A 24,724-nucleotide genomic window follows, 5' to 3' on the forward strand; every position below is an offset into this window, starting at 1 on the left:
ACACATCTTGATTGTTGAATCGTAATATTCTTTCCAATCAATAATGCCCACATTATTTGCGGGCATTATAAGTAAGCTAGCTACCAAACGTACATTCAATGCTGTTAGGACAAAAGTCCACGACTAGAACAGCATTGATTATCCGAAATTCAAGCTACTTCGTTAAGTCGTCAAAGAACTTTTTAACGCCGTCAAAAAAGCCTTGCGCTTTAGGGCGGTTTTTACCATTATTTTCGCCCATAGAGTCTTCAAATTCTTGGAGAAGCGCTTTTTGACGCTCGTTTAAGTTTACTGGCGTCTCCAGTACGACTTTACAAATTAAGTCACCTACCGCACCACTGCGCACAGACTTCACACCTTTACCGCGCATACGGAACATTTTACCAGTTTGGCTTTCTGATGGAATTTTCAGTTTTGCACGACCATCTAGCGTCGGGACTTCAATTTCGCCACCAAGTGCGGCTGTTGTAAAGCTAATTGGCACTTCACAGTATAGATTATTGCCATCGCGTACAAAGATAGGGTGTTCTTTTACACTCACCTGTACATATAAATCACCGGCTGGAGCACCATGTGCACCGGCTTCCCCTTCACCAGATAAACGTACTCTGTCACCCGTATCAACCCCAGCTGGGATCTTAACATTCAGTGTCTTCGTTTTTTCTACACGCCCTTGTCCATGACAGCTGTTACATGGATCTGAAATTATCTGACCTGTGCCCTGACAAGTTGGGCAAGTTTGCTGTACAGCAAAAAAGCCTTGGCGCATTTGAACTTGACCTGCACCATGACAAGTTGTACAAGTCTTGGGCTTCGAGCCAGCTTTTGCACCACTGCCATCGCATGGTTTACAGCTCACCCAAGTTGGCACTTGAATATCAACCTGCTTACCACGTACCGCTTCTTCAAGACTTAACTCAAGGTTATATCTTAAATCAGCACCACGTTGTTGTCTTGATTGACGACGGCCACCGCCACCACCAAAGATATCACCGAATACGTCCCCGAAAATATCGCCGAAGTCGCCAGCACCGCCAAATCCACCATGACCAGCACCACCGCCTTGTTCGAAAGCTGCATGGCCGTATTGATCATACATCTGGCGTTTTTGACTATCAGTCAATATCTCGTAAGCTTCTTTTACTTCTTTAAATTTCGCTTCGAGTTCAGCGTTACCAGCAGTACGGTCAGGGTGATACTTCATTGCAAGACGTTTATACGCCTTTTTAATGTCACGTTCACTGGCGTCTCTTGCAACACCTAATACTTCATAATAGTCAGGTTTAGACATTTTTATCACACTACTCTTTCTTGGCAACTTATGTCGTTGCAGACTCTATTGAGCCCTGTCGCTTGCAAATAATTGCGAGACAACAGTCTAATTTACAAACACGTAGGGCGCGACAAGCCATACAGCCAGCGCGCCCTCCTTTAAGACCTACAATTACTTGTCGTCTTTAACTTCTTCAAATTCAGCGTCAACTACGTCATCGTCTTTTTTCGCTGAATCTTGTTGGGCACCTGCATCACCGCCAGCTTGTTGAGCTTGCGCTTTTGCTTGAGCGATTTCCATTAGCTTTTGAGATTTCTCTGCTAGCGCTTGTGTCTTAGCATCGATTTCTTCCTTGCTATCGCCCTTAATTGCTGCTTCTAGCTCGCCAAGTGCAGCTTCAATTGCTGTCTTGTCATCAGCAGGAAGGTCGTCACCCGCTTCTTCAACTTGTTTGCGTGTAGCATGAACAAGCGCATCAGCTTGGTTACGAGCGCCAACTAGCTCTTCAAACTTTTTGTCTTCTTCAGCATTTGCTTCTGCATCACGTACCATTTTTTCTACTTCATCATCGCTTAGACCTGAAGAAGCTTGGATAGTGATTTTCTGCTCTTTACCTGTATCTTTGTCTTTCGCAGATACGTGTAAGATACCATCTGCATCCACATCAAAAGTAACTTCGATTTGTGGTACACCACGCTGAGCTGGACGAATACCTTCTAGGTTGAATTGACCTAGAGACTTGTTATCGCTTGAGCGCTTACGCTCACCTTGTAGTACGTGAATTGTTACTGCAGACTGGTTGTCTTCTGCTGTTGAGAAAGTTTGCGACTTTTTAGTAGGGATAGTCGTATTTTTCTCGATTAACGCAGTCATTACTTGACCCATAGTCTCAATACCTAGAGACAGAGGACAAACGTCAAGTAGTAGTACGTCTTTCACGTCACCCGCAAGTACACCACCTTGAACCGCAGCACCGACTGCTACCGCTTCATCAGGGTTTACGTCTTTACGTGGCTCTTTACCAAAGAACTCTGCAACTTTCTTCTGTACCAGTGGCATACGTGTTTGACCACCAACTAGGATGATGTCGTTCACGTCGCTTACAGACAGATCTGCATCAGCTAATGCACGCTTTAGTGGCTCGATTGATTGCGCAACCAAGTCTTCAACTAGTGACTCAAGTTTTGCACGAGTAAGCTTCACATTCATGTGCTTAGGACCTGTCGCGTCAGCAGTTACGTAAGGTAGATTAACCTCTGTTTGCTGTGCAGATGAAAGCTCAATTTTTGCTTTTTCTGCGGCTTCTTTAACACGCTGCATCGCTAGCGGGTCAGCTTTCAGGTCAATGCCTTGATCTTTTTTGAATTCAGCAACTAAGTAGTTGATAACGCGGTTATCAAAGTCTTCACCACCTAAGTGAGTGTCACCGTTGGTTGCTAGTACTTCAAAGGTGTGCTCGCCTTCAACTTCATCAATCTCGATGATTGAGATATCGAATGTACCACCACCTAGGTCGTATACCGCAACAACATTGTCGCCTTGTTTTTTATCCATGCCGTAAGCAAGAGCTGCTGCTGTTGGCTCATTGATAATACGCTTAACTTCAAGACCTGCGATACGACCTGCATCTTTTGTTGCTTGACGCTGTGAATCGTTAAAGTATGCAGGAACTGTAATAACAGCTTCTGTTACTGCCTCACCAAGAAAGTCTTCAGCTGTTTTTTTCATCTTCTTAAGAACTTCAGCTGAGATCTGAGGTGCAGCTCTTTTCTCACCACGCACTTCAACCCAAGCGTCACCGTTGTCCGCTTTTACGATGTTGAAAGGCATGATGCTAAGGTCACGCTGTACTTCTTCATCTTCAAAACGACGACCAATTAGACGCTTTATCGCGTATAGTGTGTTTTTAGGGTTAGTCACCGCCTGGCGTTTTGCCGGCTGACCTACTAGTGTTTCACCGTCATCTGTAAATGCAATAACAGAAGGAGTTGTGCGGTCGCCCTCAGCATTTTCAATAACGCGCGGCTTGTCACCATCAAGTACCGCTACACAAGAGTTAGTAGTACCTAAATCGATTCCAATAATTTTACCCATGAATCATCTCCGACTTCAAAATTCGTTGTTCAGTTAGTTGCTTTGATAAATAGGGCCGCCAATTTGTAATTCAAGCGTCACAACTAAAAAAAATTAAAAAAAATCGAATTTTTTTCCTGTTTCATGTATTTCGCTCAAAAAATCAACTTTTATTGCCTATTTCGTAATAGCCTTATTTAAATCGACAACTGATAAACCATTACTCAAGCATCGACCTATAGCGACCAATAAATACGTCGATTTAGTGTTACCAGATAATAATGGTTCTAACATTTCTCTCTTGATTACCTGGTTAGACCAGTTATGCTAATTGCAAACATAGCAAATAATGAGAAATGACAACATGACATTTGATGAACTTATTCATTCTCCGTGCTTAAAAAAGAAAGAAGCACAAATGACCTTCCCAGCAAACTGGTGTCAAGGTCGCACTGCATTCGGCGGATTGTCAGCAGCTATTGCGGTACAAAACATGAAGCACCAACTTGATGAGCCTCGTCGGTTACTCTCCGTGAGTGTAAACTTTGTAGGCCCATTGCTTGAAGGTACTCCATTTACAGTATCTACAACTATTCTACGTAGCGGCAAAAATGCAACTCAAATGCAAACACAATTAGTTCAATCAGGCCAAGTATGTTTAATTGCTATCGGTTGTTTTGGCAAAGATAGAGAGTCAGCCATTGCTGTCTCTAATAATGAACGCCCTTCTCTACAGGAAGTCAATACAGCAGCAGTTTTACCGTATCAAGAAGGTGTTATGCCAGCGTTTTTCCAACATGTTGCCTTAAATGCCCAGCAAGGAGCATTGCCTTTTTCAGGCGCTGCATCTTCTAATTTAGGTGGATGGATGAGGTTCAAGCAGCAAAATGCCAACATGAATGAGCTGCACGTGCTAGCACTAGCGGATGCGTGGCCACCGACTCTACTGCAAATGTGTAAAGCACCAAGCCCTGCTAGTAGTATGTCATGGTATATTGAGTTTCTGAGTGATATTGACCTATCGTCTCAATCTTGGCTGGGTTTTGAAGCTATTACACACCACAGCAACAACGGCTATGGGATAGAAGATGCAAAGATTTGGACACAAGATGGTAAATTGGCCGCACTGAGCCGTCAAACAGTTGCGGTATTTGATTAAGCTAAACTCAGGATAAGGAGTTGGCGCATTCCTTATCCAAATTGCAGCTTGATTAGAATGTAGAAATTCAAAATATCATATAACCATCGCTTGGGCTTATTCTAAAAAAGTCTATGCCCACCAATCGAGCTGCCTCACGACCTCAACGACCTCAACGACCTTAAATATTTGAATTATTTAAGTGCATCAAGCAAACTAGATAAAAATAAAACCAACGGATTTTTGTGTGTTAACAGCTTGCCCAGAATGCGACACGCTCGTTCAAATTGATCAGATCGACTCGCAAAAACGTGCGGTATGCCCAAATTGCCGGTGCGTACTTTGCCACGTGCAAGGCCATCATAATCAACTGATACAGGCTTTTAGCTTTTCCGCCCTGTTATTTTTATGCGCAAGTTTGTTCCCCAACTTCATTACCTATACTCAACACGGTATCACTCAGGTGGTGAGCCTTTGGCAAGCGTTGATGTTACTTGCAGATCATTACAGCTACTTCTTAGCTGGATTATTTGCATTCACTATTTTGATTATGCCGATTGCAGTTAGCCTTTTACTACTTCTTGCACACACTAATTATTGGCAAGTGCTTAACGCGCACAATGCTAGACATTTAGCAAAACTACTATCAGTACTAAAACCACTTAATCTGACCGATATATTCCTGGTCGCGGTGCTTGTCAGTGCATTTAAACTGATGTCTTTTGCCGAACTTGAAATGGGATTAGGTTTTTGGGCTTACATTTTATTTGTACTGTGTTTTATAGAAGCTCTATCTCTATTTGATCATGAGTTTATGTGGCGCAATCAAACTCAGTGCAATCTAAACCTAATTGAGCCTAAAGAGAATGCTACCACTCTACCCGCAGTATTAAAGCGCTGTAAAGTCTGTGGTTTTTTAGGAGAAGGTGATAAGTGCCAGCGTTGTTATGCCAAGTTAAAATATCGAAAAGCTCAATCTATTCAAAAAAGTTTAGCCTGGATGCTTACCAGCGTGGTGCTACTTATTCCAGCTAACTTTCTTCCGATTATGGATACTATAAGCCTTGGCTTGCATACACCGGCGACTATCTTTTCCGGCGTCCAAGTTTTATGGGAAGATGGCTCCTACCCTGTCGCGACGCTTATTTTTCTCGCAAGTATATGTATTCCCGCGCTAAAAGCATTATTATTGAGTTACTTGCTGATCCGAGTGAAAATACCCAAGGATCCGCTAAAAGCGACAAAAGTGTATCGACTACTCGAATTTATTGGTCGCTGGTCGATGATTGATGTCTTCGTTGTCATTATTTTGGTCTCTTTGGTTCAACTTGGTACGGTGTTGAATGTGGAACCGGAAATTGGCATTGTATTCTTTACGCTAATGGTGCTTTGCCAGATAGCTGCCGTTAATAGTTTTGATCCAAGATTATTGTGGGATAAAAATAATCAATGACTACTCAAGCCGATATCGAAGACAAACCAAAATTTTCCGTAATATGGATAATTCCTATTATCGCGTTGCTCATTACAGGTTGGATGCTTTATCAACACCAAGTTAATAAAGGCCATACCATTTTCATCAAGATGAATGATGCCGATGGCATTATTGCAGGTAAAACTGAGGTACGGGTTAAAAGTGTGAAAGTTGGCTTGGTTGAGTCATTAAAGTTAGAGCTTAATCAAAATGCTGTTGTTGCCAAAGTCAGAGTCTTGCAACCTTACAGCGACTTGCTCGCGGAAGACTCATCCTTTTGGGTCGTTAAACCACGGATAGATGAATCTGGAATTTCAGGTATGAACACCCTTCTATCTGGGGTTTACATCGAGTTATCACCTGGTGAAGCGAAAGCTCGCTCTAGCATTTTTACCTTGATGGATGAGCCAGCCCTCATTAGTGCAGAGGTTGAAGGGAAACGTTATAAATTGGTGGCATCAGATGCCGAGGTTTTGGATGTTGGTTCTAGTATATTTTTCCGAAACTTTAAAATTGGTCAGGTGGAATCAGCACATTTCAGTGTTGAAAGCCTAAAAATGGAATATGGTATTTTTATCTACTCTCCCTACGATAAACTCATTACAGACAATGCTATTTTTTGGATTAGCTCTGGGATTGACTTTAAGCTGTCAACCGAAGGCGTAGAAGTCTCAACTGGGTCATTAGCCAAGATGATCAAAGGTGGGATCTCCGTTGACTACCCACCCTCAATGCCCAGCGGTAAAATTTCCATCGAAAATAAAAGCTATGCCCTACATAAAAACTTTTCGATGGCGCTCGAGCGACGCTTTGATCACTTTGATTACTATCTTGTTGAGTTTGAACAGTCTATTCGAGGCTTAAAAGCAGGTGCTCCTGTAGAATACAGAGGGATGAGAATAGGTACAATTGAGCAAGTTCCGGCAACGGGTGTCAGTGACGACAGGCCTCTTTATTTTCAAAGAGACAATACATCCGTCCCTGTTTTAGTTAAAATTGAATACGGTCGCATTTACGAAGATGCAGAGCTGGCACAAGAGTATTGGTCAACCAATATAGAAAAATGGATTAGGAATGGATTAAGAGCGTCACTAAAAAGTGGTAATTTGTTAACAGGTGCGGTATATATAGAGCTAGATTTCTACCCAAGTGCTGAAATCGTGAGTACCGACAAAGCGACTGTTTACCCAGTGTTGCCGAGTGTTTCAAGCGGGATCACTGCACTTTCGGAACAAGTCACCAGCTTATTAAACAAACTAAATGGGTTACCTCTTGAAACAACTGTTAAGGAATTAGAAGGCGCCCTTCAGCAACACAGGTTACTAGCAATGGAAATGAATCAACTCGTAAAATCGGTTAACGAGAATGACATTACAGAAAAGGTTGGTGGCAACTTAACCAGTCTTAAAGACACATTAAATCAGCTTACTTCCAGCTTAAAACAATTTGAACAGACAATGACTCAGTATCAAAAAGGCTCTGGCGTGATGGAACAGTTGAACAGCACACTAGAAGAAATTGAGAGTCTTTCAAATCGCTTAAAGCCCATTTCAAAAGGACTGAACGAACAACCTAATATGCTGATTTTTAACAAAGAGGCTGAGGCAGATCCACAGCCAAGGAAAACAAAATGAAAACACGATTCACTGTATCTATGTTGTGTGTTTTGCTCGCTGGGTGTATGACAAATAAATCGTTACCAGTAAGCTATTACCAGTTGAGCACAACGCAGACTCTCAGTGAAGCCTCTGCACTATCACAATCGAGCAATATTATTATCGTTGACAAGGTGCAGTTAATTGAGTTGTTTAATCAACAAGCCCTCGTGCAGCTTCAGCCCAATAATAAAGTGAATATTGCAAACTTCCATTTTTGGGCACAACCCCCCTCTGATATGCTGACTTGGCATTTAATCAACGGACTAAATACCGCTTCGGATACCACCGCAATAAAGAGCGATAAATTTTATCGTCATAATGAAAAACATCGGCGTCTCGTTGTTGAAGTGGATGAGTTTGCTGGTCATTTTGAAAAAGGTGCCGTAATGAGTGGCACATGGTACTTGTATACCTATAAAGACAAAAGCTACCAACTTAGCCAAGTGCACCCATTTCACTTTGAAACTGAATTAGCACAAGATGGTTTTAACGCGCTAGTGGCCGCGCACCAGAAAAATGTTAAACAATTGAGTTTACATATAAATCAATCATTATAAATTGCGTTCAAACACAACCACAGGCTTGTGGTCTTGATCAATAATAATTGCGCCACAACTTGTAAAACCCGTCCTCTTCAGTACATTTATGCTCGCTGTATTTGATTCTAGTGTTATTGCACTAAGGCATTGATAGCTTTCGTGCAATTTAACATATTCTATGAGTGCCATTACTGCTTCTGCTGCATACCCTTTGCCGGTGAAGTGATCTAAAAACGCGTAGCCAACATCAGGATAGCGGAGAAAATTACGCTGATATAAACCGCATACACCAACACTCTGACCGCTACTCGCTTGTGCAACAATGTAAGGTGCAGGTAAGCCAATTTGATACGGAATGAGATACGCATGCTCAATGTGTTCTTGCGCCTCACGATGGGTTTTAATATTTTTATCTCTAATATTATCTATAAAGCTTTTTTGGTTAAGTAACTGAAGCATAAAACCAGTATCATTTAAGTTGGCCTTTCTCAAATAAACACGCTTTCCTTTTGCTATGACCATAATGCTTCCTGTACAGGTTATTCGTGATGTTATTGATATTATACCAATTAGACTCAATACTTGCTCAATTTGAAGGAGTAAATCTGACGCTAACAGCGTTAAAAGTTTCTTATTTAGAATGACTAAATAGCAAAATTTTTGCCTTGCCTACATTCTATAGACCAGCCGAGTTTACGCCGTTAGCGCTAACACTCGGCTGATAGAAAGGTATTAATTATCCGTAGCTTAGGTTATTTATAAATAAAAAAGCTGGCAGGACTACCCTAACCAGCTTTTACGAAATTGCCTACTTTTATTTTACGGCTGAAATTTAACTTGCTTTTTAGCCTGCTCTAATGAGTCTAGTTTAATTTGCATGGGCAGATCAGCAAACGGTTCAGATTTGAATTTGCTGCCACGAAGTTGAATATTCAGTCGAGCAGCATCTGGATTCATTACCGTCTTTTGGTAGTAATCTTTTACATCCGCCAATGTTATCGCTTCAACAGCCGCTATCAATTTAGCTTTAGAGTCAAACTCCATATTTTCTTTAAACCAATCACCTAACAATGGCTGCAACTCTTCAGACAAGTTTTTAGGCGCTTCGGTCAACGACACCAACACCGCATTTTTAAGCTGCGCAAATGTCTCAGACGTTAACTTGTTCAGTTCCTCAGCATATTCGAGCTTATATTCATCAAAGCGAGCTTGCATACTTTTTGCGTCTTTCACTGGAGTCTGAATGTAAAACCCAAGCGCAGAGTACTCATCAATAGCAACACCTGTCGCGCCTACGGCATAAGCCAACTGCTCTTGTGTCCTCAGGCGCTCAAATGCCGCAGTTCTGAGGTGCCCTTGCAGTATCATCGCCGCCGCTTTTTGCGCGTAGCCTGGCACGGGGTGTACTGCAAAATCAATCACAGCCACATCTGCGACATCTATATCTTGCTGCCACACTAAGGTTTGTTTTTTCTCAGGTTTCCAGTAAGCAGCTCGGGCATATTGGGTAATATTTTTGCGTTTTGCCAAAATATTGTCGAGCGTTGATTTAAGTACTTCTAAATCCGATTTATCATAATTGCCGTAGGCAAATACTCTTACTTGGTTATTACTCAACACGTGATCTTGCACTGTTTCTAAATCGCCCACTGTGAGCGATTTTGCGGCCGCAATTAATGCAGCATCGTCATAACTACCAGAACGTACTAGCTTTTGGTAGACGCTAAATGCCTGTCTAAATGGAAATTCTTTAGCTTGGTTTTGAATGCCTCTCACGTAGCGGTCTACTGCTTGCTCAAAAGCCCGCTCACTGACACTGATTTGCAGTCCAGATAATGCGTCTTTTAATAGCAGCGATTGCTTGTCAGTAAAACCTGAAATATCCAGCATTAAACCGTTGCTCGGCGTGAGGCCTAAATACATTCCTGCAACACTTGCTTCTGTCATCAATTTCGCTTTATCTAATCGATATAAATCCGACCAAATCGCCAATGCGACTTCAGTTTTAATATCATCCAATGATTCTGGGTTATTGATATAAATTTTTAAGCTGCCCTTTGGCTGAGCATAAAATCGCTCGCTGGCTGCATGCCAGATTGTTACCCCATCAGCATCAATTACTTTTTGTACGCCTTTTTTTGCATCAGCTGGCACAGTTTTTAAAGCAAAGTGCTCCGGTAAGAGCGTATTTACGCTAGGGAGTGATAAGGTAAAGTTTGCAGCTTTTTTCCAGTGTTCAAAGTCGCTTTCTTTTAGATCTACAATTTTATATTCACCGTCATAAAAATGCAGCTTATCTTCGGTAGGTTCATCTTTACTGATGTACCACACTCGCATGTGCTCTGGAGTTAATTGCTCTAATACAGCGTTTACCGCATCAGCATCGAATTGAGCGTAATAATAACTTGCGTTGATGGCGTGGTTTACTGGAAAATGCTGCATGCTATCGGCTAAATTACTGACGTAGCCGAATTCATCTCCTTTTTCCAAAAACCTAAATTGATTGTTTAGCGATGTTTGGATCTCTTTAAAATAGCGGCTATCGACACCTTGCTGCTTAATTAACTCAATGTAATCTAGCACAGTGCCTGTGATTAACTCACGCTGCTTAATACCTTGATCAGTTAACTGAATATCAACTTGGAGCGTGCCATAATTACCATAACTATTTGGCGTAGCATAAGCGGTCAATGAAGAGATAAGCCCCTGCTCTTTTAGCACTTGTGCAGGGCTTCCTGCCATTTCATTGCTTAATAGATAAGTGATGAAGTAGTTGGGCTTAACTGCAAACTCTGCCGCATTATTTTCAATCGTAAAATCAAGTTTCAGCGTCTTTACATCTTCGTTGGGCTTATAATGAACAAGCTTTTGCCCTACTTTGTTATAGTTAAGTTCCTGTGTTACTGAAGGTTTTTCAATATGCTTATTTTTAATTGAAGTAAAATGCTTTTTCGCTTTGGCGACCATTTGCTCAATCGGCTCATTTGAAATCATCGCTAATTTCATAATATTCCCCGAATAATATTTGTTGTAGAAATTGACAGTTTCTTGATGAAGGTTGCTCCCTTCCTTATCCCCTAAGGTTTCAAGATTTCCGATCAAGAATCGGTTTGCAGGGTGCTCGCCCATCATGTTTCTCGCAAGCTTAAACTGGCCAAAAAAATCCATTTCTCTTCGCATTGACCATTCAGCATTTACCGCATTTTTCTCTTTTTCGGTATATTCAGGGTACAATTTAGGTGACTTAAAAAAATCTGAAAAGCGGTCTAGCGCTTCATCATAAGCATCATTATTTACCTTAAACATATAATTGGTGATATCTAGCCATGTATAAGCATTATGGGCACCACCGTTATTGGTCATGAACTCTGAATACCCTTTGCTATCGGGGTACTTTTCTGTCCCGAGAAACAGCATGTGCTCCAAATAGTGCGCCATTCCCTGCTGCGACATAGGATCATGAAGTAAGCCAACACCAACACTCAACGCAGCAGCTGACTTGGACACCGAAGGGTCAGATACCAAGATGACATCTATGCCATTTTCTAAAGTCAGTGTTTGATATTGTCTGTCATCGTTTGGACTGACGATAAGTTTAGGTGAGAGTAAATTTGACTTAACAGACGTGCTATTTAACGAAGAAGTTGTACTGCACCCGGTTATAACTGCTACAGTAAGGGCACTAATTGCGAATAGCTTTTTCATAAAACAATCCATTATGGTGATAAATGACTATTAATAGTCACACTATCATGGTCATTGCGTTAGCCTTTTGCAACACTCGATATTTTTGTTTTGTAACACTTCGTAAATTGGAAAATGATGACAACTTCTATTTATATACTACTCGTAGCACTATTTTTACAGACGCTGTTAACTTTTAGTGTGATGCTGGTAATGGGAAAGCGACGCTTTGCTGCAGCAAAGAAAAGCCTAATACACATCGATCAGTTCAAGACTATGCAGCTTAACGACGCTCCAGAAGAAGTCATACTCGCTTCACGTAATTTTAGTAATCAGTTTGAGATCCCCATTCTATTCTTTGTTGTCTCCCTCGCAGCACTTTCTTTAAAACTAGTCACATTATGGTTTAGTCTTTTTGCCTTGTTATTTGTATTTAGTCGTATCGCGCATTCATACGTGCATATTGGTAGCAATCACCTGACTTTACGCTTTAGGCTTTATTTAACCGGCTGCGTATTCGTACTAGCCCAATGGCTCACGCTTATATTAACACTTATATAACCAAAAGGACTAAAAAAGCCATCTCTTTTAACCAACTATTCTTTAAAGTCTGAACCAATTTGCTAGCATGTCGATGATTAAAAGAACAACAGGGGCAATCAAATGAAACAGGATAATCTTATTTGCGACTTTGGTCTTCATGCTGGTGAACCGTATTCATCACTACCAGCAAGCTTTTTAAATTGGATGGTTGAAACAGGCCATGACAAACGAGAGTACGCAAAAGTGGAACTTAACAGGCGGGTTTGTGCCGCTGAAAATAGTAATAGAAAATTTAGCGATTTTGAGTGTTAGCACTATTAAAATAATTTTATTGTTCTAAAATACGCGCATAATTTACTAACGATACTGAATTATGCGCAATATTTTGATTTTTTCAACGGCATTGCTGTTATCAGCTTGTCAGTATTCTCCCAATGAGCCGCAATCTACACAGTACCTGACTGTGCTACATACCAACGATAACCATGGTCGCTTCTGGCGAAATGATAAGGGTGAGTATGGTATGGCCGCAAGAAAAACCTTAATCGATAAACTAAAGAGCGAAGCCGAAAATTCAGGTCATGCCGTTATCTTGCTTTCGGGTGGAGATATTAATACCGGTGTTCCAGAATCAGATTTGCAATTTGCAGAGCCCGACTTTAAAGGAATGAAAAAGTTAGGTTATGACGCTATGGCGCTCGGTAATCACGAATTTGATAACAGTCGTGATGTCCTCGCGAAACAAATTGAGTGGGCTGGTTTCCCTATTTTGTCAGCTAATATCATCGACAACACCTCTCAATCCCCAGCTTACACTCCATACACTATTATAAAAAAGGAAGGCTTAACGATTGCCGTGCTTGGTCTGACGACCGTTGATACGGTAAAGATAGCAAACCCTAAGCATATTGATGGATTGACATTTATTGAGCCATTGGCTGCGACACAAGACTGGGCACCTAAGATAAAAGCGAAATATAACCCTGATGTGATGATAGCAGTGACTCATATGGGTCATTATCATGATGCTGCACATGGGATCAATGCACCAGGTGATGTGACGCTAGCACGCCAGCTCGCCCCCGGCACACTCGACTTAATTGTAGGCGGGCACTCTCAAGAGCCTGTTTGCGTAGATAAAAGCGGTAAAGAGAATACGCACTTTTCTCCGGGCAAAACATGTAAACCCGACAACCAAAATGGTACTTGGATAATGCAAGCACATGAATGGGGTAAGTATGTGGGTAAAGCCGTGTTTAAAATCAGCGGAGATATTAAAACCTTGGTCAGTTACAACCTGATCCCAGTCAATCTTAAGGATGACAAAGGTGTGGTAATTGGGGAAAGTATCGAAGAAGATTTACAACTTCTTGCGTTCTTGAAGCCCTTTCAAGATAAAGGGCAAGCGCAAATAGCTGGTGCGGTTGGATCTGTAGATAGTTTTCTTGATGGCCGTCGAAGCACGGTTAGATTTAAACAAAGCAAGCTTGCTGATTTGATTATTAATGCTCAGATGGCCGCTGTGGAAGCGGATTTTGGTATTATCAGTGGCGGCGGGATCAGAGACAGTATTGAACAAGGTGATATAAGCTATAAAGATGTATTAAAGGTACACCCTTTTAGAAACCGCATTACTTACGTCGACTGGCAAGGTAAAGATCTAATCAACTACCTGAACACAGTCGCACAATTTCCACCAGATTCTGGTGCGTATATGCAGTATCACCACATTACTTTTGATTTAAAAGATAATAAAGTGGTTAATGTAAAAATTGCAGGGCAGCCTTTGGCGCTTAATCAACGCTACCGTATGAGTATTAACAGCTATAATGCCGCAGGTGGTGATGGCTACCCTAAAGTTAACCAACTTGCAGAATATACCGCTACAGACTTCACTGATGCTCAAGTACTGAGGGATTACCTGCAAAAGCACAGCCCGATCAAAGCAGTCGATCTGTGATACGGAAACTAGCATTAATATTAGATAGCGCTTTTAGGTGTTATCTATATTAATGCTAGCCTAATAAAAGTGGCAGACAGAGCCTAACGTTGTTACTCGATTAGCGTCTGTAGATAGTAGAAGAGTCGCTCGCTTATTCCAATTATCTTAATTAAGCTTGCTATGTTGAGGCAAAAAACTTTGTCGATAACACCACTTCCCCTAAAACTCTCTGGTTTGACCCAGAGACAAATTAGAGCACTCCTTATCCAAACCTAAGGTTGTTTGAATGATGCTGGTATCACTTACCTATCACTTCTACTTCTGACTTTTTAACTCCATTAAGCCCATAACTATGAAGCTTAGAGCGTGAGCCTTCTCCATGGGCTTTGGGTGGATAAAACAGCGCTTTTTTCTCTGGAAATGCTTCTAGTGCTTCATCTAAAGCAGCTCTAATTTCACTTAGTGTCTTCTCAAGACTATTAGTAAAATTTGGCCGTTTTCTGATAGTGTGACCAAGCTCAACCAGTCGATAAAAGTATTTATCAGCCAATTCTAGCAATGGCTCTGGCATCGCTTTGTTTTGGTTCAAAATAACATCTGGGTGGACATCACAATATTCTATCAATGCCAAATAAAAGCATAATGGCTTATTTGCAAGCTGTACCCTTACCTGTTTATCACGGTTAGTGGTTACTGTTTTTGAGTGTAAATCAATAATCAGCTTAAACTCAGGTAAATTTTCTGGTAGTTCAACTTTATTAACCTTTGCTGCGATATGCTTCTTTCTATTCCAACTATAAAAAGCGACGCCAATTAAAGCCATGATGAAAGGAAATATAAAAGTAAAAACAGGTTTAGAGTTATCGATAGAAATAGCTACATAAAAATTTCTATGTGGGGCAGTTAATGTCAGTATTTCACTATTTTTACTTTCTCCAGCACCTGAGGTATTAATATCTAAAACAGTAAGTCGAGCACCTTTATTTTGCAAAGATAAATTTAAAGCGTTGATATACTCATTTAATTCAACTTCATTTCCTGCGTAGTGTAAAAATGGATCTGCTACAGGGAGTTTATTTAAATCAATAGCCACTCTCAATGCAACTGCTTCTTTTTGCTGCTTTAACACATCTGTTACTGTGGTAGTTTGAGATAAGTGGAAAATACAGCAAAAAAGCAAAGATAAGCCCATAAATAAAAATATATTACGTTTATTTAGCTCCATTTTTTTCTCCAATAAAGCGGTAAGGAGCCTTCTCACACTGCCAATAGGTATCTACTTTATCAAAATAGCTGGATGTTCTTGACTGAGCTATCTGGTGTACAATCCCTTGTAACGCACACACTAAATCGGTGTTATTGTTGTTCATTTTCAAATACCACTTACTACCGCTGACATTATCCGCAATCGGTGTAATATAATTTTTTGAAAACCTCACCTCATCTTCATCAGACCAGTACGAAGCGATAATATCTACTTCTCCGGATGCAAGTCGTTCACGCAGTGCTTGATGCGAACTCAAATACGTAATGTCGAGTGCGTTAATATCTATATCTAGGTCTTTGAGCGCACTTTTTGGCAGAATATGCCCCGAGCGGCTGGTTGGGTAATCTAGTAAACCGATCTTTTTGTCCAAAAAGTAAGACTTGGATAAAGTCGGTTTTTCGGTGTTTGAAATAAAAAATGCAGAATAAGCAGGATACCCAATAACCGGTTTGTAACTATGTGTAGACTCGGCCATTAATGCCGACATAATATTGTCTTTGGTCAAGATTACGTCAGCAATACCTTTGGCCAAAAATTCAATTTGCTCTCCTAGGCTGCCACCCCAATATACCTTTACCTCACCATATTGCCTAGTAACAACGTCATTTTCGCAGGCTCTAACAAGCACTTCCAAAGCTAGACTTTTAATAGGTACATGTACTTTTAGCGTGTTGATATTGGAAACAGAGCGCGTTTTACACGAACTTGAATATTGCACAACTGGTTCGATTGACAAAGGTTTAACAGATACCAGCCTACTACCGAGGAACCAACACAATAATGCACCTGTAAAAAACACGGAGAAAATTGCTGCTTTACTAACCAAAACGTTACTATATATCACATTTACACATAACCTACCATTTCTTGTCGTCTATTAGATCAATTTTCTTTACTTATTGCAATAGGTAATTTTACTAAAAAGACATAAACAATTGATTTAAATACTTTATTGATAAGAAATTATGAATCTTATTGAGTCCTTTTATTTTGTTGAAAAATGCGGACAATTGGCCTCACTTTTTATTGGGAAGATTGTTCCCTTTTCCACAAGAGATAAAAATGTTACGTAAAAGCATTTCATTACTTTTTGCAGTAGGAATGACGTTAACCACTTCAGATGCAGCAGCATGGGGCCAAAATGGGCACAGGATCATTGGCGAATTAGCTGAATTACATTTAACTGACCACACCCGCCTTGCTATTAAGCCTTTACTAGAAGGCGATTCTTTAGCTGAAGTATCCACATGGGCTGACGAGATGCGCTCAGATCCAAGCACCTTTTGGCGCAAACAGTCTTCGAAATGGCATTACATTAATATCGAAGATCCTAAAAACATGCACCAACATGTCCATTCAAATCTAGACGACAAAGAAAAAGTAAAAAATATTCTAGATGGCATTTATTACTCTATCAACACGCTCCAATCCGACTCCAAATCGATAGACGAAAAACGTTTTGCGTTACGCTTCCTTGTCCACCTTGTAGGCGATAGTCACCAACCTTTCCACGCCGGCAGGGGTGAGGATCGTGGGGGCAATATGATTAAAGTAAAGTTTTTCGGTAGCGACTCTAATTTACACAGTACGTGGGATACCAAATTAATTGAGAACGAAAATCTCTCGTTTACTGAGTTTACTCGCTTTATTCAAACCACAAACTCTGAAATAATTGCTGAATATTTAAACAGCGCACCAGCTGATTGGCTACTTGAATCAAATAATATTGCCGAAAATGTATATAACAGCAATGAAACTGAAATAAGTTATGGGTACATTTACAAGCATATGCCAACAGTGAAGTTTAGACTGCAACAAGGCGGTATTAGACTTGCTGGTTTATTAAACCAAATTTTTGATAAGGACTCGCAGCCACTAAAAGAAGCACTAAAGACTTCTGTGACTGCGAAATAATATAATTGTAGCTAGTTCTAAAAATACGGGAAACAACATAATGAACACTATTTTACGCAAAACAGCACTTTCTGTAGCGATAGTTGCAGCTGTAGGTGTTAGTGGCGCAGCCAGTGCAAACTCTTTAACATCGACGATTAAAGGAACTATTGTGGGGCCACAAGGTAACCCAGATACTTCTTCTGTCGTAACAATTATTCACGAACCAACAGGTTCAAAGAAAACCCTCTCTCCCAATGAGAGTGGTGTTTTTAATGCGTCTGGCTTACGCGTAGGTGGTCCATACACTGTTGTAATTGACTCTAAGAAACATAAAGATAAAACACTAACAGATCTATTCCTAACGCTTGGCAAAACTTCGGCACTGGATATAGAACTAACTTCTGATATCGAAACAATCACCATCACAGGTGCATCTCGTCACTCAATTATCAATGCCTCAAAAGACACAATGGGAAGTGTTTATGGTGCAGGCGATATTGAGCGTTCACCTTCATTTGACCGTGACATAAAAGATATCGTGCGTCAAAACCCGCTTGTTAATATCTCTGATGACTCTCGCGGTGAGATGTCAGTAGGTGGTGTAAACCCGCGCTTCAATAGTATTTCTATTGACGGCGTTAAACAAAATGATGACTTTGGCTTAAACGATAATGGTTACCCAACGAATGGTTCACCGATTTCATTATTAGCTATAGACCAAGTGTCAGTAGACATCACACCATTTAATGCAAAAGCATCTGGTTTTACCGGTGCTTCTGTAAATGCAGTGACAAAGTCAGGTACCAATGAGTTATCTGGTGAATTCTTCTATGAGTATGAAGATGACTCTATGGCTGGTACGCCAAAACGTGAAGATGGTACTGATGTAGACTTAGAATATGAGCGTAAAACATTTGGTGCTGCGCTTGGTGGTAAGCTTATCGAAGACAAGCTATTCTTTTTTGTTGCTTATGAAGAATCGACTACTCCATTCGTTACTGAGTGGGGAGTAGACGGCTCTGGCGCGGCAAATGAACTAGATTGGTTAACTGGTGCTCAGCTTGAAGAGATCCAAAGCGTTGCGAGTAGCAAGTACAATGTTAATACTGGTAGCACTCCTAAGGGGCTAGATAACGACAGTGAGAAACTACTCGTAAAGCTTGACTGGAATATTAATGACTACCATCGTGCAGCATTTACTTACCAAGACTCTACCGACAACTCGATTACGCCCCAAAACACTAATAGTAGTCGTTTTTCATTATTGAGTAACTGGTATGATAAAAAGGGAGAAATTACCTCTTATGCAGCACAGTTTTACTCAGACTGGACGGATGAGTTTTCAACACAGGTAAAAGTGTCATACAAAGACACCAAAACAAACCAAGCCCCATTCTCTGACACGCTAAACGATGCGAAAGTTGGTCAAGTACGTATTGATTTTGATGATAACCGTGTGTACTTCGGCACAGATCCTTACCGTCACGCTAATAAGTTAGAGAACACTACAACTACTTTTGACGTTGAGGGTGAGTACCTATTTGATTATCACACCCTAAGCTTTGGTGTGGGTGTTGAAGAAATCGATGTGTTTAACCAGTTTGTTCCTTTCTCTCGAGGTGACTGGAGATTTGCCTCACTTGAGGACTTTAAAGCTGGTAAAGCGAAGAGCGTTTCTTATTCAAATGCTTACACAGGTAACCCAAATGATGCTGCAGCTGACTTTAAAGTAAAAAATCTTCATATGTTCGTAGAAGATCGTTGGGATATTCGCGATGATTTATGGATTAATGCAGGTGTTCGTTATGAGAAAATCTCGACTTCAGGCCTAATCCGTGAGAATTCTACATTCACTGACCTATACAGCTTCTCGAATACCAATAGCTTGGATGGAAAAGATATCTTCCTACCACGCGTAGGCTTTAACTGGACAGCAGCGGATAACTTAACCATCAGTGGTGGTGTTGGCCGTTATTACGGTGGTACACCAAACGTTTGGATTTCAAACTCATACTCAAACGACGGCCAAATCAATGTCCGTGCTAATACTGATGATGTTGACCTTAATAGCCCAGACTTTACACAAGCGCCAGCGGGTGCAACCTTATCTCCAGGTAATGGTGACGTTAACCTAATTGACCCAAGCTTCGAGTTACCTTCAGAGTGGCGCTATGGCATCACGGCTAACTATTCAGCTGACTTCTCTGATTTCGGCCTAGGTGATAACTGGGATCTAGAAGCGAGCTTTATGTATGTCGACGAAAAAGATGCTGTCCGCTGGAAAGAGTTATACCGTGAAACACAAGAGGTTGTTACAGGCCCTGATGGTCGTAACATTTACGTAGGTACTGGTGAACGTGACCGTGCAGATATCATGCTAACCAATGGTGAAGGCGGTACGCGTAAAACATTTACACTTAGTTTGTCAAAAGCATTTGAGAATGGTTTTTACGTAAACGCTTCATACGCTAACCAAGATGCAACCTCTCTAGTTGGCGGTACTTCGTCAACAGCGAACTCAAACTATGAGAAGTATAATGCAGCTGATAGAAACAACCCAGTTGTTGGCCGCAGCCGCTATGAGATTGAACACAGCTTTAAACTTAATATTTCTTACGCAGCAGAATTGTTTGAAGGTTACAAGTCTACTTTCTCACTACAAGGTGAGCGTAGTTCAGGTAGACCATATAGCTGGATTTATGCTAATGGCTACGACACTTTTGGTGGACAAAACAACTTCGATGATGGTGAGTTCTTAGCCTACATCCCAACTGGTGCAGATGATGCCAAAGTACGCTATGCAGATGGTTATAGCTATGAGCAATTGAAAGCCGTAATTGACCAACACGGTCTTGCGGGCCAAGCCGGCGGCATCGTTGATAGAAACACTGTTAATGGTCCTTGGACTACACGCCTAGACTTCAAATTTACCCAAGAAATCCCTGGGTTTATGGAAGGTCATAAAGGTTCTGTTTACTTCTCAGTGAAAAACTTGCTTAACTTAATTGATAGTAGCGCAGGTAAGGTATACAGAACTGACTTCTTTAACGGTCGCGAATTAGTTGGTGTTGAGTATGACCAAGCTGCAAATCAGTATATCTACAGCGAAGGTTATGAAAGTGATGCACCAACTACGTTTGATGCGGAACGCTCTTCATGGCGTATCAAGCTAGGTGTTAATTATAAATTTTAATATCTAGTTACTACGCATACTTAACAAGTTAGCAGCTTAAGTAAAATGCGTCACCTTTATCTCTAGGTGACGCATTTTTATTAAATCTTTGAAACTGCTCAATATAAAATTCAAAAAATAAAATATAAATATTTGGTGTAAATGAATAGTTGTCTTTGAAGATAACTGAAAGTATTGACAGCCTATATCATCACTACAAAGTACCGGCCGCCGCAAACTCGAAAAAAGACAAAAAACCTTATTTGTCAAATGGTTACAACAACACCAGTGTCTCCACATTTTCACCATTGTTTCAATCAAAAAACCTTAAAAGTAAAGCATAAACTTTTGATAACCGCCCTATTATTACTGTATAATTCGCAAGTATGCAGAATTAAGAATAGTATATTTTTTGCTCTTTTTGATTTAATACCAATCGCATTAAGTAAGCGGCCTTTTTGACATCAAAAGATAGCGTTAACTACGTGGTTTTGGAAGAAAGAGAACCTCTTATGAGGTGCTTACTGTTTAGTCGACACAGACTGAGCTTTGTGTGCGCATACCAGGTCGATAACACAACTTAGATCGACCAAACACTCTCATCAGCACTATTTTGGGATTCTGGCTTCAGAAACCCAAAGCGCAGTTGATAGAAATGTTTATGAACACAACGTCTTTAGGATTGATATAAAAATGTTGTGTTCGCAGTAATTTACATTGAAACAGTCAAAACACACGGGAAATGACATAATGAGAAACGTTCGCTTAACTAAAGTAGCTGGCGCATTAGCTCTGGCACTTGGCGTATCAGTGAGTGCTTACGCTGCTGACACGTCATCTGCAATGCGCGGTAAAATTACAACGCCAACCGGTGAAGCCGCTGCAAACGTTAAAGTTACAGTTATTCACGAACCAACTGGAACAACAAGTACTTTTCTAACCAACGAGTCAGGTACGTTTATCGCAAAAGGCCTTCGTGTAGGTGGTCCTTACCGCGTAATCTTGGATTCTAACAAGTATTCAGATACACAACTTGACAATATTTATCTAGAGCTTGGTGATACTCACCGCCTAACCAACCAGCTTCAACCGTTACAACAAATAGAAAAAATCGAAGTCACTGGATATAAACTAGTGCAACAAGCTGGTGGCTCAAGCAGTGTATTTGGTGCAGATACCATTGAAAATGTACCTAGCTTCAATAATGATATCAAAGACATTGCACGCTTAAACCCACTCGCCAGCATCAATGGTAATGGCGAACTAACAATTGCGGGTAATAACCCAAGAACCAACGGTTTAACCGTTGACGGTATCGGTCAAAATGATGATTTCGGTCTAAACTTTGGCGGTTACCCGACAGCACAACCACCGGTAGCACTTGATGCAATTGAGCAGATTTCTGTAGATACCTCCCCTTTCTCAGCTAAAAAAGGCAACTTTGGTGGCGGTACGATCAATGCGGTTACTAAGTCAGGCTCTAATGAATACACCTTTACTGGTTTCTACGAAACTAGCACACCAAGCCTTGCAGGTAAGCTAGATAACATCTCAGAAGCGAAATACAAAGAAGACATAAAAGACGCTGACGGTAAAATAATCCACCGCGCTGGTTCTAACATTCTTGATGAAGATGGCCATAGAACTTATGAAGTGGCACGCACAGATCCTATCGTTACCGAAAAGCGTTTAGGCTTTAGTACCGGTGGTGCGATTATCCAAGACAAGCTATTTTACTTTGTAAACTACAACGCTTGGAAGCAAGAGATGGACATGGACTACGGTTTTGATGGTTCAGGTACAGCTCATGAGTTTGACGTTAGTGCAGACGATTATCTCGATTTTGTTAATGCTTTAAACAGCGTATACGGTATTCAAGATGAGCTTGGTGGTAACCCTGAAGACACCAGCGATAGCATCTTAATCAAGCTAAGCTGGAACATTTCAGATCTTCACCGTGCAGACTTCACTTACCAATGGCAAGATGAAGAAGATGCAAGAGGCTTTGCAACAGGTGGCGACACAGTATCAATGGCGTCAAGTCGTTATACCTATACGACCAAATTCGATAATTTCGCTGCCAAATTATACTCTGATTGGACAGATGATTTCTCGACAGAGGTTGGCCTTGCTTATAAAAACGTAACAAACGATAGCGTTACAAACTCAGATCTAGGCAATATTCGTGTAAATCTCTTCGGTGAGCGCGGTGCTGGCTTCCAATTTGGACGCGATAGATACCGTCATGTTAACGAGTCTGAAACAGAAACATACGCGTTTACACTTGATGCAACTTACCTAATGGGTGACCACGAGATTAACTTCGGTGGTCAGTACGAGAGCAAGCGCCTTTACAACTTGTTCGGTGAAGACTCAAGAGGTAGCTGGACGTTTGGTAGCATAGAAGATTTTGAAAACAAAAAGCTATTCTTAAACAAGTATGATGACTATAAGTTCTCTTATACCAATGCTTATACTAACAATGTCAATGACTTAGCTTATGATGCTACACGTGAACAACTTGCGCTTTATATTGAAGATAAGTTCTATGTAACTGACGACCTTGAAATGACAGCGGGTGTTCGTTACGAACGCTTATCTTCAAGCGATAAGCCAACGTTAAATACCGCTTTCCAAGAAACATACGGCTATACAAACCAAGAAAACTTGGACGGTGCAGATATCATTTTACCACGTATCGGCTTCAAGTATTATGCCACTGAATCACTCACCATTAATGGTGGTGTTGGTCGCTTCCACGGCGGTATCCCAAATGTTTGGTTTAACAACCCATTCCAAAAAGACGGGTTAACGCAGGTTAGCGCAAACCAAGACGCTATCAACGATTACTTCGCTGGCGTTGAGCAAGTTGACTTCACTCGTGTGCCACAGCCAATTCAAGATTCTCTACAGCAAGGCGCAGGTAGCACAGCCTATACAGATCCAAACTTCGAGTTACCGTCAAGTATTCGTGCTCAAATTGGCTTTGAATATGATTTTGATTCAGAGCTATTAGGCGATGGCTTTAAGTGGACAGCTGAACTTGCTTATCACAATAAGCAAGATGAAGCGATTTGGAAGAATACTTCTATTACCCCTAAACTTGATGAAAACGGCGATATCGTTCGTTCTGCAACAGGTCGTATCATATATGAAAACAAGTACTCTGGTGAGTTAAGAGATAACTACGACATCATGATGACTAACGCAGATAAAGACGCGCGTTCAGTTATCATTAGCACAGCTATTGCTAAAGAGTGGGATAACGGGCTTTATGTTTCAGCAAGCTATACAAACCAAGATGTTGAAGATGTGTCTCCAGGCAGCGCATCTCAAGCTGATGGAAACTATAAACATGCAACCACGCACAGCCGTAACGTTGAATTGGTTGGCCGCGGCCACTACGAAGTTGAGCACAGCTTCAAGTTAAATCTACGCTATACAACTGAATTCTTTGACGGTTACGCGTCTAAGTTTAACGTATTCTTTGAACGTCGCTCTGGTCGTCCATTTAGCTACACAATGGGGTCTTATAATGACTATGACTTTGGTGATACTCGCGACTTTGCTGGTACCTCTGCATACCTAGCTTACATTCCATCGGGCCCTGATGACGCCAATGTAAATTGGGAAGAATCAAGACTATCTTGGAACGAGTTAGAGACCTTACTTAATCGCGCAGGTATCACCGAGCGTGGCCAACTGCTTGACCGTAACACCGGCACTCAACCTTGGGTCACTACTATGGACGTAAGCTTTAAGCAAGAGATCCCAGGTTTCTACAAAGAGCATAAAGGTGAGCTTTACTTTATGATCGAAAACTTTGCTAACCTACTAAACAGTGACTGGGGTATAGAGAAGAAATTAGGTTACTCTGACCAAGCTGTTTATGACTTTGGTGGCTTAGACGACGATGGCAAGCTCATTATCTCTCCTCGTTATAAGGGTGCAGATGTTCGTAACTACTCGACTATCGATAAAGGCGCATCAGCATGGCAAGCTAAAATTGGTATTCGTTACACATTCTAATATCTAACAGATAATTAGATAACCTTCCAAAGGCCA

Annotated in this window: 16 protein-coding genes; 10 read left to right on the forward strand and 6 right to left on the reverse strand. The window is 41.0% G+C overall.

Annotated features, from left to right (window positions below):
• Window positions 1-154: 154 nt before the first annotated feature.
• On the reverse strand, window positions 155-1,291 hold the full coding sequence (dnaJ, locus tag F9Y84_RS13700) for a molecular chaperone DnaJ (protein WP_125253487.1): 1,137 nt from the start codon (window positions 1,289-1,291) through the stop codon (window positions 155-157).
• A gap of 153 nt (window positions 1,292-1,444) precedes the next feature.
• Window positions 1,445-3,367: a molecular chaperone DnaK gene (gene dnaK / locus F9Y84_RS13705; protein WP_147391175.1), complete on the reverse strand. Its 1,923-nt coding sequence runs from the start codon at window positions 3,365-3,367 to the stop codon at window positions 1,445-1,447.
• A gap of 343 nt (window positions 3,368-3,710) precedes the next feature.
• On the opposite strand from dnaK, the gene F9Y84_RS13710 reads away from it, so the two are divergent.
• The 4 genes from F9Y84_RS13710 (at window position 3,711) to F9Y84_RS13725 (ending at window position 8,173) form a co-directional block, all read left to right on the forward strand.
• On the forward strand, window positions 3,711-4,505 hold the full coding sequence (locus tag F9Y84_RS13710) for a thioesterase family protein (RefSeq protein WP_147391176.1): 795 nt from the start codon (window positions 3,711-3,713) through the stop codon (window positions 4,503-4,505).
• Window positions 4,506-4,731: 226 nt separating this feature from the next.
• A complete protein-coding gene (locus F9Y84_RS13715) occupies window positions 4,732-5,937 on the forward strand; it encodes a PqiA/YebS family transporter subunit (protein WP_147391177.1) in 1,206 nt (401 codons plus the stop codon).
• Window positions 5,934-7,592, forward strand: a complete 1,659-nt coding sequence (gene pqiB, locus F9Y84_RS13720; protein ID WP_147391178.1) for an intermembrane transport protein PqiB — start codon at window positions 5,934-5,936, stop codon at window positions 7,590-7,592. Before F9Y84_RS13715 ends, pqiB begins: the two co-directional genes overlap by 4 nt.
• The gene (locus tag F9Y84_RS13725) at window positions 7,589-8,173 is read left to right on the forward strand and encodes a PqiC family protein (protein WP_147391179.1); all 585 of its coding nucleotides are present in this window, start codon (window positions 7,589-7,591) and stop codon (window positions 8,171-8,173) included. The genes pqiB and F9Y84_RS13725 overlap by 4 nt, the downstream gene beginning before the upstream one ends.
• Here the strand turns inward: F9Y84_RS13725 and F9Y84_RS13730 are convergent.
• Window positions 8,168-8,677 carry a GNAT family N-acetyltransferase gene (locus F9Y84_RS13730; RefSeq protein ID WP_147391180.1) on the reverse strand — a complete coding sequence of 170 codons (510 nt, stop codon included), beginning with the start codon at window positions 8,675-8,677 and terminating at the stop codon, window positions 8,168-8,170. The genes F9Y84_RS13725 and F9Y84_RS13730 overlap by 6 nt on opposite strands.
• Window positions 8,678-8,974: 297 nt before the next feature.
• Window positions 8,975-11,860: an insulinase family protein gene (locus tag F9Y84_RS13735; protein ID WP_147390604.1), complete on the reverse strand. Its 2,886-nt coding sequence runs from the start codon at window positions 11,858-11,860 to the stop codon at window positions 8,975-8,977.
• A 117-nt stretch (window positions 11,861-11,977) separates the two neighbouring features.
• Between F9Y84_RS13735 and F9Y84_RS13740 the strand changes: the two genes are divergently transcribed.
• The 3 genes from F9Y84_RS13740 to ushA all read left to right on the forward strand — a co-directional run bounded on the left by F9Y84_RS13740 (window position 11,978) and on the right by ushA (window position 14,342).
• The gene (locus F9Y84_RS13740) at window positions 11,978-12,400 is read left to right on the forward strand and encodes an MAPEG family protein (RefSeq protein ID WP_147390605.1); all 423 of its coding nucleotides are present in this window, start codon (window positions 11,978-11,980) and stop codon (window positions 12,398-12,400) included.
• Between the two features lie 102 nt (window positions 12,401-12,502).
• Window positions 12,503-12,694 carry a hypothetical protein gene (locus tag F9Y84_RS13745; RefSeq protein ID WP_125253479.1) on the forward strand — a complete coding sequence of 64 codons (192 nt, stop codon included), beginning with the start codon at window positions 12,503-12,505 and terminating at the stop codon, window positions 12,692-12,694.
• A 61-nt stretch (window positions 12,695-12,755) separates the two neighbouring features.
• Window positions 12,756-14,342, forward strand: a complete 1,587-nt coding sequence (ushA, locus tag F9Y84_RS13750) for a bifunctional UDP-sugar hydrolase/5'-nucleotidase UshA (protein WP_147390606.1) — start codon at window positions 12,756-12,758, stop codon at window positions 14,340-14,342.
• Between the two features lie 280 nt (window positions 14,343-14,622).
• Here the strand turns inward: ushA and F9Y84_RS13755 are convergent, their stop codons facing one another.
• Window positions 14,623-15,549: a hypothetical protein gene (locus F9Y84_RS13755; protein WP_147390607.1), complete on the reverse strand. Its 927-nt coding sequence runs from the start codon at window positions 15,547-15,549 to the stop codon at window positions 14,623-14,625.
• A complete protein-coding gene (locus F9Y84_RS13760) occupies window positions 15,536-16,309 on the reverse strand; it encodes a PhnD/SsuA/transferrin family substrate-binding protein (protein WP_244297404.1) in 774 nt (257 codons plus the stop codon). Before F9Y84_RS13760 ends, F9Y84_RS13755 begins: the two co-directional genes overlap by 14 nt.
• Window positions 16,310-16,653: 344 nt before the next feature.
• Between F9Y84_RS13760 and F9Y84_RS13765 the strand changes: the two genes are divergently transcribed.
• The 3 genes from F9Y84_RS13765 (at window position 16,654) to F9Y84_RS13775 (ending at window position 24,688) form a co-directional block, all read left to right on the forward strand.
• Entirely contained in the window at window positions 16,654-17,505 is an 852-nt protein-coding gene (locus F9Y84_RS13765; RefSeq protein ID WP_147390608.1) for a S1/P1 nuclease, read from the forward strand.
• Between the two features lie 40 nt (window positions 17,506-17,545).
• Window positions 17,546-20,680, forward strand: a complete 3,135-nt coding sequence (locus tag F9Y84_RS13770; RefSeq protein WP_147390609.1) for a TonB-dependent receptor — start codon at window positions 17,546-17,548, stop codon at window positions 20,678-20,680.
• Between the two features lie 729 nt (window positions 20,681-21,409).
• Window positions 21,410-24,688, forward strand: a complete 3,279-nt coding sequence (locus F9Y84_RS13775) for a TonB-dependent receptor (RefSeq protein ID WP_125253474.1) — start codon at window positions 21,410-21,412, stop codon at window positions 24,686-24,688.
• Window positions 24,689-24,724 lie beyond the last annotated feature (36 nt).

Source organism: Pseudoalteromonas peptidolytica, assembly GCF_012641745.1.
Classification (GTDB): Bacteria; Pseudomonadota; Gammaproteobacteria; order Enterobacterales; family Alteromonadaceae; genus Pseudoalteromonas; species Pseudoalteromonas peptidolytica.